This window comes from Luteimonas aestuarii (assembly GCF_004357985.1).
In the GTDB taxonomy this organism is placed as follows: Bacteria; Pseudomonadota; Gammaproteobacteria; order Xanthomonadales; family Xanthomonadaceae; genus Luteimonas; species Luteimonas aestuarii.
Genome location: NZ_SMTF01000001.1, coordinates 164,917 through 181,428 on the forward strand (window position 1 = coordinate 164,917; position 16,512 = coordinate 181,428).

Here is a 16,512-nt window from a genome sequence, read left to right on the forward strand (position 1 = left end):
AGACGCTGCCGCTGCCGCTGGCGCCGCCGCGCCCTCGCGCTGCGCCGCCAGTGCGGCGATGCGCGCATTGTGCGTGACCAGGTCGTGGCGCTCGACCACGAACACGCCCATCTGGCCGACCTTGAATTCCACCCACATCAGTGGCAGTTCGGGCAGCAGCCTGACCAGGTGCTGTTCGGACTCGCCAACCTCGCAGATCAGGAGGCCGTCCTCGGTCAGGTGCAGTGGCGCGTCGCGCAGCATGCGCAACACGATGTCGAGGCCGTCGTCGCCTGCACGCAGGCCAAGCTCGGGCTCGTAGGCATATTCCTTCGGCAGCGCGTCGGTCTCGTCGTTGGTGACATACGGCGGGTTGCTGACGATCAGGTCGTAGTGTTCGCCCTGCAGGCCGGAAAACACATCCGACTTCACGAAGCGGGTGTTGGCGGTGAGCAGGCGGGCCTCGTTCTCGCGCGCCAGCGACAGCGCCTCGTCGCTGATGTCGGCGCCATCCACGTGCCAGTCGGGGTTGTAGTGCGCCATCGCGATCGCAATGCAGCCCGACCCCGTGCACAGGTCCAGCGCGCGGCGTACCTCGCGGCCGCCCAGCCAGGGCTCGAAGCCCGAGAGGATCAGTTCCGCGATGGGTGAACGCGGCACCAGCGCGCGGCGGTCGCTCTTGAAACTCAGGCCCGCGAACCACGCCTCGCCAGTCAGGTAGGCGGCGGGCACGCGCTCCTCGATGCGGCGCAGGAACAGCGCCAGCACGTCTTCCTTCTCGGCCAGCGTGACCCGGGCGTTGCCGTAGGCGGGGCCCAGGTCGTGCGGCAGGTGCAGCGCGTGCAGGGTGAGGTGCGTGGCCTCGTCGATGGCGTTGTCATGGCTGTGGCCGAACGTCAGCCCCGCCGCGTTGAAGCGGCTGGCGCCGTAGCGGATCAGGTCGATGATCGTCTGCAGTTCGTCGGTCATGGGCTCGCACACCCCGGCGTCGGGCCGGTCGGCAAGTATAAACGGGGGGGCGGGTATCATGGTCGCTCACCGTGGATCCACAGGCAGCGCGATGTTCAACCGCACCACCCTCGTCATCCTCGTCATCGCCCTGGCCGGCGGTGCCGGCCTGCTGGCCGCGAACCACTACTTCGGCGCCGACCGCGCCAGCGCGCAGCCGGCGACGCAGGTGGTCAAGCTGTTCCCGCAGCCCCGGCAGATCCCGCCTTTCAGCCTGCAGCAGTCCGATGGCACGCAACTGGTACCCGGCGAACTCAACGGCCACTGGACCGTCGTGTTCATCGGCTTCACCTTCTGTCCGGACGTCTGCCCGACCACGCTGGCCCAGTTGGCGCAGGCGCAACGGGAATGGGAAGCCTTCCCCGAATCGATCCGACCGCGCGTGCTGTTCGTCTCGGTCGATCCGGAGCGCGATACACCCGACCGCATTGGCGAATACGCCCACGCCTTCCATCGCGACACACTGGCTGCCACCGGCGACATTCCCTCGCTCGAAACCTTCGCGCGCTCGCTGTCGCTGGTCTTCGCGAAGGTGCCGCTGGGCGATGGTCCCAACCAGTACACCATCGACCACAGCGCCTCGCTGGCGGTGCTGGACCCGCAGGGTCGCATGGCCGGCGTGCTGCCGGGCAGCGCGCTGGAGCAGCCGGCCGCCATCGCCGCCGATTTCACCGGCCTGACCGAGACCTCGCGCCAGTGAGTCCGGTCACCGCCCTCACCTATGCGCTGCCGCACCGCTTGCTGTCGTCGCTGGCGCGCCGCCTGGCCTATTCCGACTCGCCCCGCACCAGCCGCTGGCTGATCGACACCGTGGTGCACAAGTTCAACGTCGATCTGGCCGAAGCCGCGAACCCCGACCCGCGCAGCTACGCCACCTTCAATGCGTTCTTCACCCGCGCACTCAAGCCCGGCGCACGCGTCGCCGATCCCGACCCGCGCGCCCTGCTGATGCCGGCCGACGGCCACGTCAGCCAGTGCGGCGCCATCGAGGACGGCCGCATCTTCCAGGCCAAGGGCCAGTCGTTCACCGCCGCCGAACTGCTGGGCGACGTGGTCGATGCGGAGCCGTTCCGCAATGGCCTGTTCGCCACCGTGTACCTGTCGCCGCGCGACTACCACCGCGTGCACATGCCCTGGACCGGCACGCTGCGCGAGACGGTGCACGTGCCAGGCCGGCTGTTCAGCGTGGGCACCGATGCCGTGGCCAGCGTGCCGCGCCTGTTCGCGCGCAACGAGCGCCTGGCGTGCCACTTCGACACCGACTTCGGGCCGATGGTCTCGGTGATGGTGGGCGCGCTGCTGGTATCGGGCGTGGAGACGGTCTGGAGCGGCGAGGAAATCCCGGCCTACGGCGACCGCATCACCCGCAAGGACTGGCGGGGGCGTGGCATCACGCTGGAGAGGTTCGAGGAAATGGCCCGCTTCAATTACGGCTCCACCGTGATCGTGCTGCTTCCGCCCGGCGTGGCCGAGCTCGAGCCCACGCTGAAGGCCGAGTCACCGGTGAAGCTGGGGCAGCGACTGGCCCGCTTGCGCTAGGCAAGACCGGACAGATGTCGCCATCCCCGCCAAACCGGGGAGCCTTGGGCATCGTGCATCGAAGGTCGTCCCGCGACACACCGGCGCTCGGTGCCGTAGAAGCACGCCAAGTGCTGTTCCATCCCGGCATTGGCTTGCCGAAGGATGCGTCCATGGACAAGTCCATGCATCCCCGCCGTCGTGGGGATGACGAACGGACATTCTTCGCCGGGCAGCGAACTAGCGCCTGCAACCTTCCAGTTTCAATGACTGCCCCTGCCGTACCAGGTAACGCGGTGCGGCGATGCCGTTGGCGCGCGCCAGCACGCCGGTATCGCACTGGTAGCGCTGTGCGATGGCCACCAGGGTTTCACCCCGGGCCACGCGATGGGTACGCATGGCCGCTGCAGGCGCCGGCGCGGGTGCCGCCGCAGGCGTGGCACCAATCGCGGGCACCTCGTCATTCGAAACCGGCTGCAGCGCACTGGTGCGGACGATCGCGCTGGCCGGATCGCTGTTGACCAGCCGCCGCGCCAGTTCTGCCCGCGCACCGCGCACGCACCAGCGTTCGTACAACCCCGCCATGCGTACGGTGCCGTTGAGCACCGTGCCCGCCGGGATCCACTGCTCGGCCTCGTAGCGAGGATTGAGGTTGCGCAGCGCGCGCATGTAGCCCTCGCGGGTACCGCCGTTGCCGAGGCAGATGGTCAGCTCGTAGATCGACGCCGGCTGCTTCAGGGCGAAGGTGGCCGGCCGCGTGTCGACCCTGGGGAACACCAGCCCGTATTCACGCGGATGCATGTACAGCCAGGCCGCGGCGATCACCATCGGCACGTAGTCCTTGGTTTCCGCCGGGAACTGGTTGTAAACGTCGACATCCCAGAACGGCCTGCCGTTGAACTCCCGGTAGACGCGGCGCGCGCGGCCTTCGCCGCCGTTGTAGGCCGCCAGCCAGTATTCGATGTTGTTGCCCAGCTCGGCAAAGCGTTCGCTGAGGTAGGCGGCAGCCGCATCGGCCGACATGCGTGCGTCGTAGCGCGTATCGAAGCCGGTGTCGTCGCGGCCCAGGCCGAAACGCGCGCCGGTGGCCGGCATGAACTGCAACGGGCCCAGCGCACCCGCGCGCGAGCGCGAGTGCACCCGGCCGTTCGATTCCTTGGCCAGGATGCCGAACAGCAGCGCCTCGGGCAGGCCGCGACGGGTGAAGCCCGGTGACATCAGGTGCTGCATGTACTGGTAGTTCTCGTGGCTGGTGATCAGCGACACCCGCATGTCGGTCAGCCAGCGGCGGATGCCGGCCTGCACCGCCGGATTCATCTGCACCAGCTCCATGAAGCGACGGTCATCGGCGCTGAGCAGGGCCGCTGCGGTCGCCGCGGGCGGCACGTCCCCGGTCGGCAGGCCATCGCCATCGTCGACCAACGTGGTATCGGCTTCGTCGTCCTCCGCCGCGGCGGCGGCGTCAACCTGCGCCTTCAGCAGCCGCTTGTAGGTCGCCAGCAGGGTGCCCGTGCCGCAGCCGCGCGTGCGCCCGCACTCGACGATCACGTCCTCCATGTCCTCCAGCGCGGCATTGCTCTCGTCCACGCCGGCCGGATCGTTGTTGCCGGCCTTGACCATGGCTTCGCGGTACCGCGCCTCCGCCTCGGTCATCCGCTGCTGCAGCGCTTCGATGTCGGCCTGCCCGCGGCGGGACTGGGCCTGCGCCTCGGGAATCGCGCCGGCGGCAATGGCCAGCGCCAACAGCGGCAGGAAAACGGTGGTGCGGGACGGCATGGACAAAGCGGCTCTCTGCGGCGTGGCGGGGATTCGGCAGGGTATCCGCCGCCTGCGACAGGGGGCAAGCGCGACGTCTCGATGTCGGGATCAACCGCTAGAATGGCCGAGACCCATCCACACGGAACGTCCATGGACCCGATCCTCGTCGGCAAGGCCATCACCACCCCGGACAGCGGACAGGTGCACCTGCTGCCGAAGTACGGCAACCGCCATGGCCTGGTGGCCGGCGCCACCGGCACCGGCAAGACGGTCACGCTGATGACGCTGGCCGAAGGCTTCTCGCGGATCGGCGTGCCGGTGTTCCTGGCCGACGTGAAGGGCGACGTGGCAGGCCTGGCGATGCCCGGCGAGGCGAGCGAGCGCCTGCTCCAACGCGCCGCACAGATCGGCATCGACGACTGGACGCCGGAAGGCAGCCCGGTGGTGTTCTGGGACCTGTACGGCAAGCTCGGCCACCCTGTGCGGACCACGGTCAGCGAGATGGGGCCGGTGCTGCTGTCGCGCATCCTCGAACTCAACGACACCCAAGGCGGCGTGCTGGACATCCTGTTCAAGCTGGCCGACGACCGCGGCCTGCTGCTGCTCGACCTGGCCGACCTGCGCGCCCTGCTCAACCTGATCGTCGAGGAGCGCAAGGACATCTCCACCAGCTACGGCCTGGTCAGCACGCAGTCGGTCGGCGCCATCCAGCGTGCGCTGTTGCGGCTGGAGCAGGAAGGTGGCAACCACTTCTTCGGCGAGCCCGCGCTGGAGCTGCACGACCTGATGCGCACCCACGTCAACGGGCGCGGCGTGATCGGCCTGCTGGCGGCCGACCAGTTGATCCTCAAGCCGCGGCTCTACTCGAGCTTCCTGCTGTGGCTGCTGTCGGAGCTGTTCGAAACGCTGCCGGAAGTGGGCGACCTGGACAAGCCGAAGCTCGTCTTCATCTTCGACGAGGCGCACCTGCTGTTCAACGACGCGCCCCCGGCGCTGCGCCAGCGGATCGAACAGGTGGTGCGGATCATCCGCTCCAAGGGTGTAGGCGTGTATTTCTGCTCGCAGTACCCCGACGACGTGCCGACCGAGATCCTCGGCCAGCTCGGCAACCGCGTGCAGCACGCCCTGCGCGCGTTCACGCCGCGCGACCAGAAGGCGGTGCGCACCGCCGCAGAGACCTTCGTCGCCAATCCGCGGCTCAGGGTCGCTGAAGCGCTGTCGGCACTCGGCACCGGCGAGGCACTGGTGTCCACCCTGCAGGACAAGGGCATTCCGATGCCGGTCGAACATACGCTTGTGTCGCCGCCGCGCTGCCGCATGGGTGCGATCACCGAGGCCGAACGCGCGCAGGTGCGCGCAGGCAGTCCGGTCGGTGGCAAGTACGACACTGCGGTGAATCGCGACTCGGCTGCCGAGATGCTGGCCCGACGCACCGAGGAAATGCCTGCGCAAAAGCAGGCGCCGGCGGCGAAATCCGGCGACGACGCCAACGAGGGGGGAATGGCAGGGGTGATTTCTCGCTGGCTACTGGGCACAAACAAGCGACAAGGAGTGCTGGAAGCAGCCGGAAAACAGGCGGCTCGCACTGTTACTAGTCGCATCATTCGTAATGTCTTAGGTGGCATGAAAATCAAATGACCGCATCCAAGTCGAGGTTTCGCATGTCGCTTCGCAGTCTGCCGCTGTCCCTGACCCTCGCGCTTGCCATCTGCGCCTGCCAGCCTGCAGCCGATAAATCCACCGATATCGACACCGGCGGCGCCGCAACAGCCAACGCGACCACCACGACGCCCGAAGCACAACCCGGGCGCGACCCGCTGCTCGAAGGCAGCGACGCCATCGCCATCGAACACCACTCGCGCCCGGAACCGGCGGGCTTCGACCGCAGGGCATTCGCCGGCATGTTCAGCGGCACCCTGCCCTGCGCCGATTGCCCGGGCATCGACACGCGCCTGCACATCGCCGATGACGGCACCTTCCACCTCACCGAGGCCTACCGCGACCGTGGCAACGCGCAGACCGCCGGCACCTGGACCGTCGATGCCGCAGGCACGCGCCTGCTGCTCGATCCGGACGTGAAAGATGCGCCGGACCGCCACCTTTCGATCGTCTCGAACGATGAACTGCGGGCCCTCGACCCGGAGGGCAATGCCATCGACAGCACGCTGGACCACCTCCTGCGCCGCGACTGACCGGCCACCGTGGGACGCTGGCGGCCACCCTCCGAGAAGAGCACTGCGCTGGTCACCCCGGCCGGGCATGCACGGTTGAAGGCCGAACTGGACGAACTGTGGCGCGTCAGGCGACCTGAAGTGGTCAAGGCACTGGCCGCGGCGGCGGCCGAGGGCGACCGCTCCGAGAACGCGGAATACACCTACCGCAAGAAGCAGCTTGGCGAGATCGATCGGCGCGTGCGCTACCTGGGCCAACGGCTGGAGACGCTGCGCGTGGTGGACACGGTGCCCTCCGATCCCGAAGCCGTGTTCTTCGGCGCGACGATCGAAGTGGAGCACCTGGAAACCGGCGAGACATCGCGCTACCGCATCGTCGGCCCGGACGAGACGGATGCAAAACTGGGCTGGATCAGCATCGACTCGCCGCTCGCGCGCGCGATGCTGAAGAAGCGCGTGGACGACGAGTTCGAAGCGCAGTTGCCGGGCGGGCCCGCGCGGTTCGCTGTGGTGGCGATTGAATACCGGGAGTCGGACGATGGTCCTTGCTAAAGCGGGGCGCCGCGTCTTGCCGACCCTCGCCCTGTCTGCCAGCGCTTTCGGAATGACTGCGGCAGCGCAGGGATACATCGTGGAATGGCCGCCCGCTCGGCAACCGCTGCTTGCCGGGGAGTATTCCGGCAAGGTGCGCGACGGCTGGCAGCGGGACGGGGCCTGCGAGTTCCTGTCGGCCCGGTTGCGGCTTTCGACCGACAAGACTTATGTGCTCGACCTGCATTGCGCGGCCGACGCCACCGGGACGCGCATGTTGCGCGGGACGTGGTGGATCGACGAGATCGCCGGCAGCTGCGTGATCCTCGTCGATCCACAGCCAGTGCCCACGCGCGACGACCGCCTGTTCGGTTTCCGGGTCATCGGCGATGCCGACGCCTTGCGGCAGGATGGCGGTGGTTGCCAGGCCGCCGACGAACGCGACGAAGCGATGGTCCTCGTGCGGACGGGGGCAAGCTCCGACTGACGGCATCGGCGGGATCGGCGCGCGGTCTGGGCGCCGGGGCACCGTTTCACGCGTCGCGAAGAAGCTCCAGCCCGCGGCCGTACTCCACCTCGCCATACAGATCGTGCTCGTCGCTGCCCATGATGCGCACGTCGACGAACTCGCCCGGCTGCAGGCCGGCGTCGCGGCCATCCTGGATCTGCACCACGCCGTCGATCTCGGGCGCGTCGGCCATCGAACGGGCGATCGCCAGTTCGCCGTCCAGCAGGTCGACGAGGCAGCGCTGCACGCTGCCCACCTTGTCCTCGAGCTTCTGCGTGGAGATTTCCGCCTGCACCTCCATGAAACGCGCCAGGCGCTCCTGCTTCACGGCTTCGGGGACGGGATCGGGCAGCGCATTCGCCGTCGCGCCATCCACCGGCGAATAGGCGAACGCCCCCACGCGATCCAGTCGCACCTCGCGCAGGAAGTCCAGCAGTTCCTCGAACTCCGCCTCCGTCTCGCCGGGGAAGCCGACGATGAAGGTGCTGCGGATCGTCAGCTCCGGGCAGATCCCGCGCCAGCGCGCGATGCGTTCGCGCACCTTGTCGACCGCGCCGGGGCGCTTCATCAACTTCAGCACGCGCGGGTTGGCATGCTGGAACGGGATGTCGAGGTAAGGCAGCAGCTTTCCTTCCGCCATCAGCGGAATGATGTCGTCGACATGCGGATACGGATACACGTAATGCAGCCGCGTCCACACGCCCAGCTCGGCCAGCCCCTCGCACAGGGCCTTCATGCGCGTCTGGTACGCCTTGCCACGCCACTCACGTTCGGCGTATTTCACGTCCACGCCGTAGGCCGAGGTGTCCTGCGAGATCACCAGCAGTTCCCGCACCCCGCCGCGCACCACCAGGCGCTCGGCCTCGCGCAGCACGTCGTCGACCGGGCGCGACACCAGGTCGCCACGCATCGACGGAATGATGCAGAAGCTGCAGCGGTGGTTGCAGCCTTCCGAAATCTTCAGGTAGGCGTAGTGCTTCGGCGTGAGTTTGATGCCCACATCATCCCCGGCGGCACGACGCGGCACGAGGTTCGTGAACGGGTCGTGCGACTGCGGCAACGCGGTGTGCACGGCCGACATCACGCTGCCGTAGTCCTGCGGGCCGCTGATCGAGAGCACGTCCGGATACTGCTCGCGGATCATCTCCGAGCGCTTGCCCAGGCAGCCAGTGACGATGACCTTGCCGTTCTCGGCCATGGCCTCGCCGATGGCATCCAGCGATTCGGCCACCGCCGAGTCGATGAAGCCGCAGGTATTCACCACCACCACGTCGGCATCGTCGTAGGTCTGCACGATGTCGTAGCCATCGACCCGCAACTGGGTGAGGATGCGCTCGGAATCCACCAGCGCCTTGGGACAACCGAGGCTGACGAAACCGACTTTGGGCTGGCTGGCTGGCATGGAAGCGCGGCGCTGGCAGGGCCGGGCATTATACGAGCCGACCGCCCCGCCCCCCGGTACACGTCGCAATGCGCCGCTGCGACCGTGTTTGGCAGCTTGCCGCCGACAGTCCGGTCCCGAGGGCGCACAATGGGGCTCCCTGAAGCCACCCTCCCTGCTCAAGGAGCCTGCCATGGGCCGTCACGCGCAAGCGCCGACACGCTACGAACTGCACCCGCAACTGGCCGCCGACACCCACCCCCTGGCCACCCTGGCCCTGTGCGAGGTGCGGCTGATGGACGATGCCAATTACCCGTGGCTGGTGCTGGTGCCAACCATCGCCGGTGCGCGCGAACTGATCGACCTCGATGCCGGCCAGCGCCGGCAACTGACCGACGAGATCGACCAGGCCGCACGCTTGCTGCGCGACGCGTTCCAGCCCTACAAACTCAACGTGGCTGCGCTGGGCAACCTGGTGCCGCAGCTCCACGTCCACGTGATCGCACGTTTCGAGAACGACCCGGCGTGGCCAGCGCCGGTCTGGGGCCGCGTGGCGGCACGCCCCTATCCACCGGAGCTGCTGATCGAGCGCGTGCAGGTGTTGCGCGAGGGTTTCCTCAGCGCGCCCTGATCGGCCGCACAGGCTGGTCGCGCAAGCCAGCTCCCGTCATCCCGGCGAACGCCGGAACCCAGTGGCTTCGAGCAAGCGGTCTCGAACATGGGCGCGCAGGATGCACACGGGCACATCGCACGCGTCGGTCATCCCCGCCGCGCTTCGAATCGACCAGACTCAGGTCTTCGGCAAGGTCACGCCCGTCTGTCCCTGGTACTTGCCGCCGCGGTCCTTGTAGGACGTTTCGCACACGTCATCCGGATCGGACTGGAAGAACAGCATCTGCGCCACGCCCTCGTTGGCGTAGATGCGCGCCGGCAGCGGCGTGGTGTTGCTGAATTCCAGCGTCACGTGGCCTTCCCACTCCGGCTCCAGCGGGGTGACGTTGACGATGATGCCACAGCGCGCATAGGTGCTCTTGCCCAGGCACACCACCAGCGTGTCGCGCGGGATGCGGAAGAACTCCACCGTCCGCGCCAGCGCGAAGCTGTTGGGCGGGATGATGCACTCGTCGGCCTCGATGTCGACGAAGCTCTTCGGGTCGAAGTGCTTGGGGTCGACGATGGTCGAGTTGATGTTGGTGAACACCTTGAACTCGCGCGAGCAGCGCACGTCGTAGCCGTAGCTGGAGGTGCCATAGCTGACGATGCGGCCGCCATTGGCTTCCTTGACCTGGCCCGGTGCGTACGGCTCGATCATGCCGTGCTGTTCGGACATCCGCCGGATCCAGCGGTCGCTCTTGATGCTCATGCAGTGGTTCCCGTAGCCGTGGTGGCCGAATCGGGCATTGTAGGGCGGGTCTCGACCCGCCGCACTTCGATCACCGTCGCCAAGCCAGGCGTGCCAAGCACGGCGGGTCGAGACCCGCCCTACACCAGCGAAGCGGAGATCGACATCGCTGCCCGCGGTCGCTTCGAAAGTTCCTCGACCAGCCGCCGCGCCGTCTCCCGATACGCCTGCGCCGCGGCCGACTCTGGTTGCGCCACGACGATCGGGGTCCCGGCATCGCCCTGCTCGCGGATACCGATCTCCAGCGGCAGCGAGCCCAGCAGCGGCACCCCGTACTGGGCGGCCATCCGCTCGCCACCGCCCTGCCCGAACAGGTGTTCCACATGGCCGCAGTTCGAGCACACGTGCTGGGCCATGTTCTCCACCAGCCCCAGCACCGCGACCTCCACCTTCTCGAACATCTTCAGCGCCTTGCGCGCGTCCAGCGTGGCCACGTCCTGCGGCGTGGTGACGATCACCGCCCCTGCCACCGGGATCTTCTGCGCCAGCGTCAGCTGGATGTCGCCGGTACCCGGCGGCAGGTCCACGACCAGGTAGTCCAGGCCCTCCTCGCCGCCCCACAGCGTGTCGTTGAGCAACTGCGTCAGCGCCGACGTCGCCATCGGTCCGCGCCAGATCATCGGCGTGTCCTGCTCGACCAGCAGCCCGATCGACATCGCCTCGATCCCGTGCGCCCGCATCGGCTCGATCGACTTCCCGTCCGGACTGTCCGGCCGGCCCGACAGGCCCAGCATCATCGGAATACTCGGGCCATAGACGTCGGCATCCAGCACCCCGACCCGCGCGCCGCCCGCCGCCAGGGCCAGCGCAAGGTTCACGGCCGTGGTGGACTTGCCCACCCCGCCCTTGCCGGAACCGACGGCGAGGATGTTGCGGATGCGGGCAAGGGGGAAGAGCTGTGGCTGGACGCCGCGGGGGAGAGTTTGCGAAGGCATGTGTCGAATGATTACAACATGTTACGACCGAAGGTGCTGCCCGGGACTGCGGCCTAGCATATGTACCCCGCACCGCATGTGACATCTGGCACGGCAATTAACCACATGTTAAGGTCGCTTCATCGGGCAGGGGGAACCGCCCGTTTCCTAATGTTGTTACGCGAAACTGACGGCCGCATTGGACGATGGACGCAGTCACTCGAACCATTCTTGGGGATATATCAATGAAAAAACGCATGACTGGCCCGAAGCCCAGCCACTTGAGTTCGGCGCTGTTCGCCGCACTTTTCCTGACCACGATGGGCACTGCGGCAGCGCAGGACGCTAGCAGCAGCGACCAGGACGAAAACGAGCTGCAGGAGTCCCGCCCCGGCTCAAGCAGCGCCGCAACCCTCGACAGGGTCTCGGTGGTCGGTTCCCGCATCAAGCGCGCGGAGATCGAAGGCCCGGCACCGGTGACGGTGATTTCACGCGAGGATATCGACCGTGAAGGCTTCCAGACGATCGGTGACGTGTTGCAGTCGCTGAGCCAGAACACCGCGTCTTCGTTCACTGGGGATCTTGGCGTCACCGGCTTCACCCCGAACGCCCAGGTCGTCAACCTGCGCAACCTGGGGCCTGGCTACACCCTCACGCTGATCAACGGCCGCCGCCCCGCGCAGTACCCACAGCCTTACAACCGCGACAATAACGTCGTGAACGTGCGCGCCGTGCCCACGTCCATCGTCGAGCGCATCGAAGTGTTGACCGGTGGTGCATCGGCGATCTATGGCTCCGACGCAGTGGCAGGCGTGGTCAACATCGTGCTCCGCGAGAACTACGAAGGCAACCTGCTCCGTGGCGTCGTGGGCACTACGGCCGAGGGCGGCGGCGACCGCTTCTCCATCGAATACACAGGGGGAAGGACCGGTGACCGCTGGTCGACACTGTTCGCTTTCCAGTATGGCGCCAACGAGGCAGTGTTTGGCACGCAACGCGACTTCATGGCAGACACCCGCAACAATCCCTATGGACTGGTTGTCAACCCGGCGCTGTCGCTGATCGCCATCCGTGCCTCGGCACACCCTTCAGGACCGACCAACCACGAAAGCCTGTACCCCGGACAGGCCAACTGCGATCGTTTTGGCTATACCACCGTCACCACGGCCGCACGCGGCACCTACTGCGGCTCGTTCAACCAGGTGGGCTCCAGGTCGATCTCTAACGCGGGCAGCTTCCACTCCGCATATGGCTACGGCACCTTCGACATCACTCCGGAAACGCAGCTCTTCGGCAGCATCACCTATTATGGCAGTGACGCCAAGGCGAGCTCGGGCACGGAGTTCTGGGGGGGACTGCCAACAATCGCTTCCTCGTCAATTCCACTGGCGGGCTGAGCTCAGTATTCTACGACCCGACGCTCGGTCATCTGGTGCAACTGCAACGAGTCTTCAATCCCTTCGAGCTTGGCGGCAACGAAGCGGCGACTACGCTGTTCGACGAAAGTACCTACGACATCACTGCAGGCGTACGCGGCATGTTCGGCGAACGCTTCGACTGGGAGGCTTTCGCTCAGCACTCGGAATATCGCTACGAAGCAGATCGTCCGCGACTGCTGGCCCAAGCCGTGCATGATTACTTCCTGGGACCACGCCAAGGGTTCATCAGCGGCTTCCCGATTCATACCCTGAACCGCGACCGCTGGTTCGCCCCATGGACGCCCGAGATCTATGAATCGGTGTCGACCCGTGTCATCAACAAGGGCACCACCAGCTCGAGTGCGGTGAATTTCAACATCAGCGGCGACCTGTTCGACCTGCCCGCGGGCCCCGTAGGCTTCGCAGGCGTGCTGGAAGGGGTGCGCCAAGAGACGGAGTTGCGCAGCGATCCCCGCCTCGACCCGCTCCGTCCCGCGGACAACCAGACGGTCTATAACCTGGTAAGTTCGGGCCAGACGACGGGTCGTCGTGATCGCTATGCCGCAGGCGTCGAGTTCCGCGTGCCGATCTTCAGCATGCTCGATGCGCAGCTTGCCGCACGTTACGACAAGTACGACGACATCACGGCCGTGGACGACGCCATCACCTATAACCTCGGGTTGGAATTCAGGCCCTGGGAAAGGCTGCTGCTCCGCGGTTCGTACGCCACCAGCTTCAAGGCGCCGGACATGCAGCTTGTCTATGCCGAGGGTGCCGCATCGTTCTCGAATGTGCTGGACGAATATTCCTGCCGGGCCGGTATCGGCCCGGGGTCCGCCGGCGGACCCCGTACACGCGCACAGTGCAACCAAACCGGAGATCCCACGATCTACTCCGCGCGCACGTCGCTCTCCGGCAATCCCGGCCTCAAGGAGGAAGAAGGCACGTCCTATGGCTATGGGTTCGTCTGGGACATCATCGACAACATGTCGCTGTCCGTGGACTACTACCGCATCGAATTGGCCGATGCTGCCGCGCAGTTGAGCAATGACTTCATCCTGCAGGCCGAGGCAGCCTGCCGCCTGGGCAGTTGGAGTTCCACCGCCCCGCGACCGGAATTGACACCTGAGTTCTGCGGCAACGTCACCTCGCTTGTGACCCGCCAGGTGGCACCCGGCACTACGCTGGACGGACGAATCGAGAGCATCAACTCCGCGTACATCAATACCGCGCTGCGCGACACAAGCGGCATCGACTCGACATTCCGCTATGTCCTGGATACCGATCGCCTGGGTCGCTTCCGATTCGACGTGAACTACTCGCTGGTCCTCACCAACAAGTACAAGCAGTTCGAAAGCGACGAGTTGGTGGACTACCGCGACTCGCCTCCGATCTGGTTCTATCCCGAGCGCAGCCGGGTCCGCGGGTCGGTCACCTGGAACAAGGGTGACTGGGATACCACCGTGTATGGTTCGCGCCTGGGTTCGGCCTGGTCTTTCCAGGAGGAGGACGGGTGCCTGCTGCCGCCGAATGACCAGGTCTGCTTTGGTCGTCGCCTCCACCCGTACATGGTCTACAACCTGACCGTCGGAAAGCGCTTCGGACCCAACCTGCGCGCACAATTCGACGTGGTCAACGTGACGAACAACCAGTATCGGCACGACCCTGGCCAAGGTTATCCGTACTTCAACCCATGGATCGGTGCAGATCCGCTGGGCCGCAGGTATGCCTTCAGCCTGTCCTACCGGTTCTGAAAGAACGGCGGGCCATCAGACAAGAGCCCGGCATCCGCCGGGCTCTTGCTTTGAGGACCACGAACATCGTTGCTGGAGCACCTCATGCTGCCGCCAGCACACATGGGAGATATTCAGACATGGGTATGAAAAGCCTTTCGACGATTGCAGCAGCCTTGATGGCCGCGGCGATGAACCTTTCGCCCGCGCACGCATCGGCGTATTCAATCGAGGACTTCGCTCGCCACCCGACCTACAGCAACGCCAAGATCTCGCCCGATGGCCGATTCCTGGCAGTAACCGTCGATCGTGGTGACCAGGATGTATTGACGGTTATGCGCACCAGCGACCTGACTGTCCTCAAGATCAACCAGCTACCCGACAAGAAGAGCGTTGGCGAGTTCCATTGGGTCAGCCCGGATCGATTGATGTTCAACGCCGTGCGCAAGCTGGGCGGCTACGCGCAGCCGTTCATGCTTGGCGAATGGTTCGCCGTCAATGCAGACGGGTCACAACCGCGTCCTCTGGTATTCCGCGGCACCCGCGATGCCACCCAACGTGGCAAGACCGTCAGCAACCAGCAGTTCCGCCTCCTTGACACGCTCAAGGATGACAACCAGTTCGTGGTCATGTCGGTCACCTCGCCACGGTCGTCCGAAGGTGCCGGCACCGAAGTCGTCAGGATGGACGTCTTCAGCGGGCGCAGGACGCCCTTGGCACGAGCGCCCAAGGAAAACTGCGGAATCGCCCTGGATGCCCGGAAGGAACCACGATTCGCCGTGTGCTCATCCAGCCGTGACGAGGATGGCAACTACGACGAAAGGACAGAACTGTATCGCCGCGACGGAGCGCGATGGACGCTCATCAACGCATCGCGTTCCGACGGCTATCATCTGCGCGTCATCCGGACTACCGACGATGGCACGGTCTACGTCGACCGCAGCGACGGCAAGCAGCCCTCCGCCATCGGAACCCTCGACGTCGAGTCGGGCGAGTTCAGTCCCTTGTTCAGCGATCCCGTCGCGGATGTCTCGCGCGCCATCTGGTCCACGGATGGGGAAACTCTGGTGGGCGTGGTCACGGAAGCCGGCGCGCCGATGGTCCAACTGATCAACGCCACCCATCGCGACGCGGAGTTGTTCTCGTCACTCGCATCAGCTTTTCCGGGAGAGATGGTGTCGTTCTCAAGCCACACCGATGACGGCAGCCAGATCCTGGTGTCGGTCTATTCCGACTCCAACCCTGGCGAGCTTTACCTCTACAACCGGGATACCGGGCAGGCGCGCTTCATGATGAGCAATCGCCAGTGGCTGGACAAAACGAAGATGGCGTCGACCATGCCATTTTCGTTCGCCTCTCGCGATGGCATGACGATCCACGGCTACCTGACAATCCCCAATGGCAGCGATGGCCGCAACTTGCCGATGATCGTCAATCCACATGGCGGCCCCATCGGTCCGCGCGATGCCTGGGGCTTCAACTGGGAAGCGCAGATGCTCGCCAGCCGCGGCTATGCCGTGCTGCAGGTGAACTTCCGCGGCTCGGGTGGATACGGACGCGCATTCCAGGATGCCGGCCACATGCAGTGGGGCCAAGGCATCCAGAACGACATCATCGATGCCACCCGCTGGGCAATCGCACAAGGCCATGCCGACAAGGACCGCATCTGCATCTATGGCGGCAGCTTCGGCGGCTACTCGTCGTTGATGGCGCCCATTCGCGAGCCCGGGCTGTATCGCTGCACTTTTGGCTATGTCGGCGTGTACGACGTGGACATGATGTTCAAGCGCGGCGACATCCCGCAATCGGAGTCAGGCCTGCGCTACCTGCGGAGGACGCATGGAACCGATGCCTCCGTATGGGCCGAGAACTCGCCTGCACGACGTGCCGGGGAGGTCGGGATTCCGGTCTATCTGGCGGCAGGCGCGCGCGACGAACGCACCCCGCCGGAGCAGACCGAGCTGATGAATCGTGCATTGATTGCCGCAGGCAACCCGCCGGAGGGCATGATCATCCAGTCCGGCGAGATGCACGGCTTCTACGACGTGGACAACCGCGTCAACCTGTATACGAAGATGCTCGAGTTCTTCGACAGGCATATCGGCAGCGCGCAGCCAGCGGGTGGAACCGCGTCGGACTGATGGCGAAGGCAGGGGCGCGCCTGAACGCGACCCCTCCCTGCCCTGAACGC

General features: G+C 66.0%; 14 protein-coding genes and 1 pseudogene. 10 read left to right on the plus strand and 5 right to left on the minus strand.

Features of this window, described 5'->3' with window-relative positions; genetic code table 11:
* Positions 1–36: 36 nt before the first annotated feature.
* Positions 37–948, minus strand: a pseudogene (gene prmB / locus E2F46_RS00755) (50S ribosomal protein L3 N(5)-glutamine methyltransferase); the annotation flags it as partial.
* A 91-nt stretch (positions 949–1,039) separates the two neighbouring features.
* Here prmB and E2F46_RS00760 point away from each other — a divergent pair.
* Both E2F46_RS00760 and asd read left to right on the plus strand, forming a co-directional pair.
* Positions 1,040–1,687 (plus strand): SCO family protein, encoded by a 648-nt coding sequence (locus E2F46_RS00760; protein WP_133320278.1) that lies wholly within the window; start codon positions 1,040–1,042, stop codon positions 1,685–1,687.
* On the plus strand, positions 1,684–2,526 hold the full coding sequence (gene asd, locus E2F46_RS00765; protein ID WP_133320279.1) for an archaetidylserine decarboxylase: 843 nt from the start codon (positions 1,684–1,686) through the stop codon (positions 2,524–2,526). The genes E2F46_RS00760 and asd overlap by 4 nt, the downstream gene beginning before the upstream one ends.
* 219 nt (positions 2,527–2,745) lie before the next feature.
* On the opposite strand, the gene E2F46_RS00770 is transcribed toward asd, so the two are convergent.
* Positions 2,746–4,281 carry a transglycosylase SLT domain-containing protein gene (locus E2F46_RS00770; protein WP_133320280.1) on the minus strand — a complete coding sequence of 512 codons (1,536 nt, stop codon included), beginning with the start codon at positions 4,279–4,281 and terminating at the stop codon, positions 2,746–2,748.
* A gap of 132 nt (positions 4,282–4,413) precedes the next feature.
* Here E2F46_RS00770 and E2F46_RS00775 point away from each other — a divergent pair, with 132 nt between their 5' ends.
* From E2F46_RS00775 to E2F46_RS00790, 4 genes are all read left to right on the plus strand, one after another.
* Positions 4,414–5,901, plus strand: coding sequence for a helicase HerA-like domain-containing protein (locus tag E2F46_RS00775; protein ID WP_133320281.1), 1,488 nt, complete (start codon positions 4,414–4,416; stop codon positions 5,899–5,901).
* Positions 5,902–5,924: 23 nt separating this feature from the next.
* A complete protein-coding gene (locus tag E2F46_RS00780) occupies positions 5,925–6,455 on the plus strand; it encodes a copper resistance protein NlpE (RefSeq protein WP_165967304.1) in 531 nt (176 codons plus the stop codon).
* A 9-nt stretch (positions 6,456–6,464) separates the two neighbouring features.
* Positions 6,465–6,986, plus strand: coding sequence for a transcription elongation factor GreB (gene greB / locus E2F46_RS00785; protein ID WP_133320283.1), 522 nt, complete (start codon positions 6,465–6,467; stop codon positions 6,984–6,986).
* 79 nt (positions 6,987–7,065) lie between these two features.
* Complete coding sequence (locus tag E2F46_RS00790; protein WP_133320284.1) at positions 7,066–7,452, plus strand: hypothetical protein; 387 nt, start codon at positions 7,066–7,068, stop codon at positions 7,450–7,452.
* A gap of 46 nt (positions 7,453–7,498) precedes the next feature.
* On the opposite strand, the gene rimO is transcribed toward E2F46_RS00790, so the two are convergent.
* The gene (gene rimO, locus E2F46_RS00795; RefSeq protein WP_133320285.1) at positions 7,499–8,875 is read right to left on the minus strand and encodes a 30S ribosomal protein S12 methylthiotransferase RimO; all 1,377 of its coding nucleotides are present in this window, start codon (positions 8,873–8,875) and stop codon (positions 7,499–7,501) included.
* Between the two features lie 172 nt (positions 8,876–9,047).
* Here rimO and E2F46_RS00800 point away from each other — a divergent pair, with 172 nt between their 5' ends.
* Positions 9,048–9,485: an HIT domain-containing protein gene (locus E2F46_RS00800; RefSeq protein WP_133320286.1), complete on the plus strand. Its 438-nt coding sequence runs from the start codon at positions 9,048–9,050 to the stop codon at positions 9,483–9,485.
* 159 nt (positions 9,486–9,644) lie between these two features.
* On the opposite strand, the gene dcd is transcribed toward E2F46_RS00800, so the two are convergent.
* Positions 9,645–10,217, minus strand: coding sequence for a dCTP deaminase (dcd, locus tag E2F46_RS00805; protein ID WP_133320287.1), 573 nt, complete (start codon positions 10,215–10,217; stop codon positions 9,645–9,647).
* A gap of 119 nt (positions 10,218–10,336) precedes the next feature.
* Positions 10,337–11,191 carry an iron-sulfur cluster carrier protein ApbC gene (gene apbC, locus E2F46_RS00810; protein WP_133320288.1) on the minus strand — a complete coding sequence of 285 codons (855 nt, stop codon included), beginning with the start codon at positions 11,189–11,191 and terminating at the stop codon, positions 10,337–10,339.
* A gap of 185 nt (positions 11,192–11,376) precedes the next feature.
* On the opposite strand from apbC, the gene E2F46_RS00815 reads away from it, so the two are divergent.
* From E2F46_RS00815 to E2F46_RS00825, 3 genes are read left to right on the plus strand one after another with little or no spacing between them, the layout of a single operon-like run.
* Entirely contained in the window at positions 11,377–12,567 is a 1,191-nt protein-coding gene (locus tag E2F46_RS00815) for a TonB-dependent receptor plug domain-containing protein (protein WP_133320289.1), read from the plus strand.
* A 35-nt stretch (positions 12,568–12,602) separates the two neighbouring features.
* On the plus strand, positions 12,603–14,342 hold the full coding sequence (locus E2F46_RS00820) for a TonB-dependent receptor domain-containing protein (RefSeq protein WP_133320290.1): 1,740 nt from the start codon (positions 12,603–12,605) through the stop codon (positions 14,340–14,342).
* On the plus strand, positions 14,282–16,462 hold the full coding sequence (locus E2F46_RS00825) for a S9 family peptidase (protein ID WP_243720250.1): 2,181 nt from the start codon (positions 14,282–14,284) through the stop codon (positions 16,460–16,462). The genes E2F46_RS00820 and E2F46_RS00825 overlap by 61 nt, the downstream gene beginning before the upstream one ends.
* Positions 16,463–16,512: the final 50 nt, after the last annotated feature.

Coding starts and splice junctions, on each gene's coding strand:
- E2F46_RS00760 (WP_133320278.1), top strand. CDS start 1,040: ATGTTCAACCGCACCACCCTCGTCATCCTCGTCATCGCCCTGGCCGGC.
- E2F46_RS00770 (WP_133320280.1), bottom strand. CDS start 4,281: ATGCCGTCCCGCACCACCGTTTTCCTGCCGCTGTTGGCGCTGGCCATT.
- E2F46_RS00775 (WP_133320281.1), top strand. CDS start 4,414: ATGGACCCGATCCTCGTCGGCAAGGCCATCACCACCCCGGACAGCGGA.
- E2F46_RS00780 (WP_165967304.1), top strand. CDS start 5,925: ATGTCGCTTCGCAGTCTGCCGCTGTCCCTGACCCTCGCGCTTGCCATC.
- rimO (WP_133320285.1), bottom strand. CDS start 8,875: ATGCCAGCCAGCCAGCCCAAAGTCGGTTTCGTCAGCCTCGGTTGTCCC.
- E2F46_RS00800 (WP_133320286.1), top strand. CDS start 9,048: ATGGGCCGTCACGCGCAAGCGCCGACACGCTACGAACTGCACCCGCAA.
- dcd (WP_133320287.1), bottom strand. CDS start 10,217: ATGAGCATCAAGAGCGACCGCTGGATCCGGCGGATGTCCGAACAGCAC.
- apbC (WP_133320288.1), bottom strand. CDS start 11,191: ATGCCTTCGCAAACTCTCCCCCGCGGCGTCCAGCCACAGCTCTTCCCC.
- E2F46_RS00815 (WP_133320289.1), top strand. CDS start 11,377: ATGGACGCAGTCACTCGAACCATTCTTGGGGATATATCAATGAAAAAA.
- E2F46_RS00825 (WP_243720250.1), top strand. CDS start 14,282: ATGGATCGGTGCAGATCCGCTGGGCCGCAGGTATGCCTTCAGCCTGTC.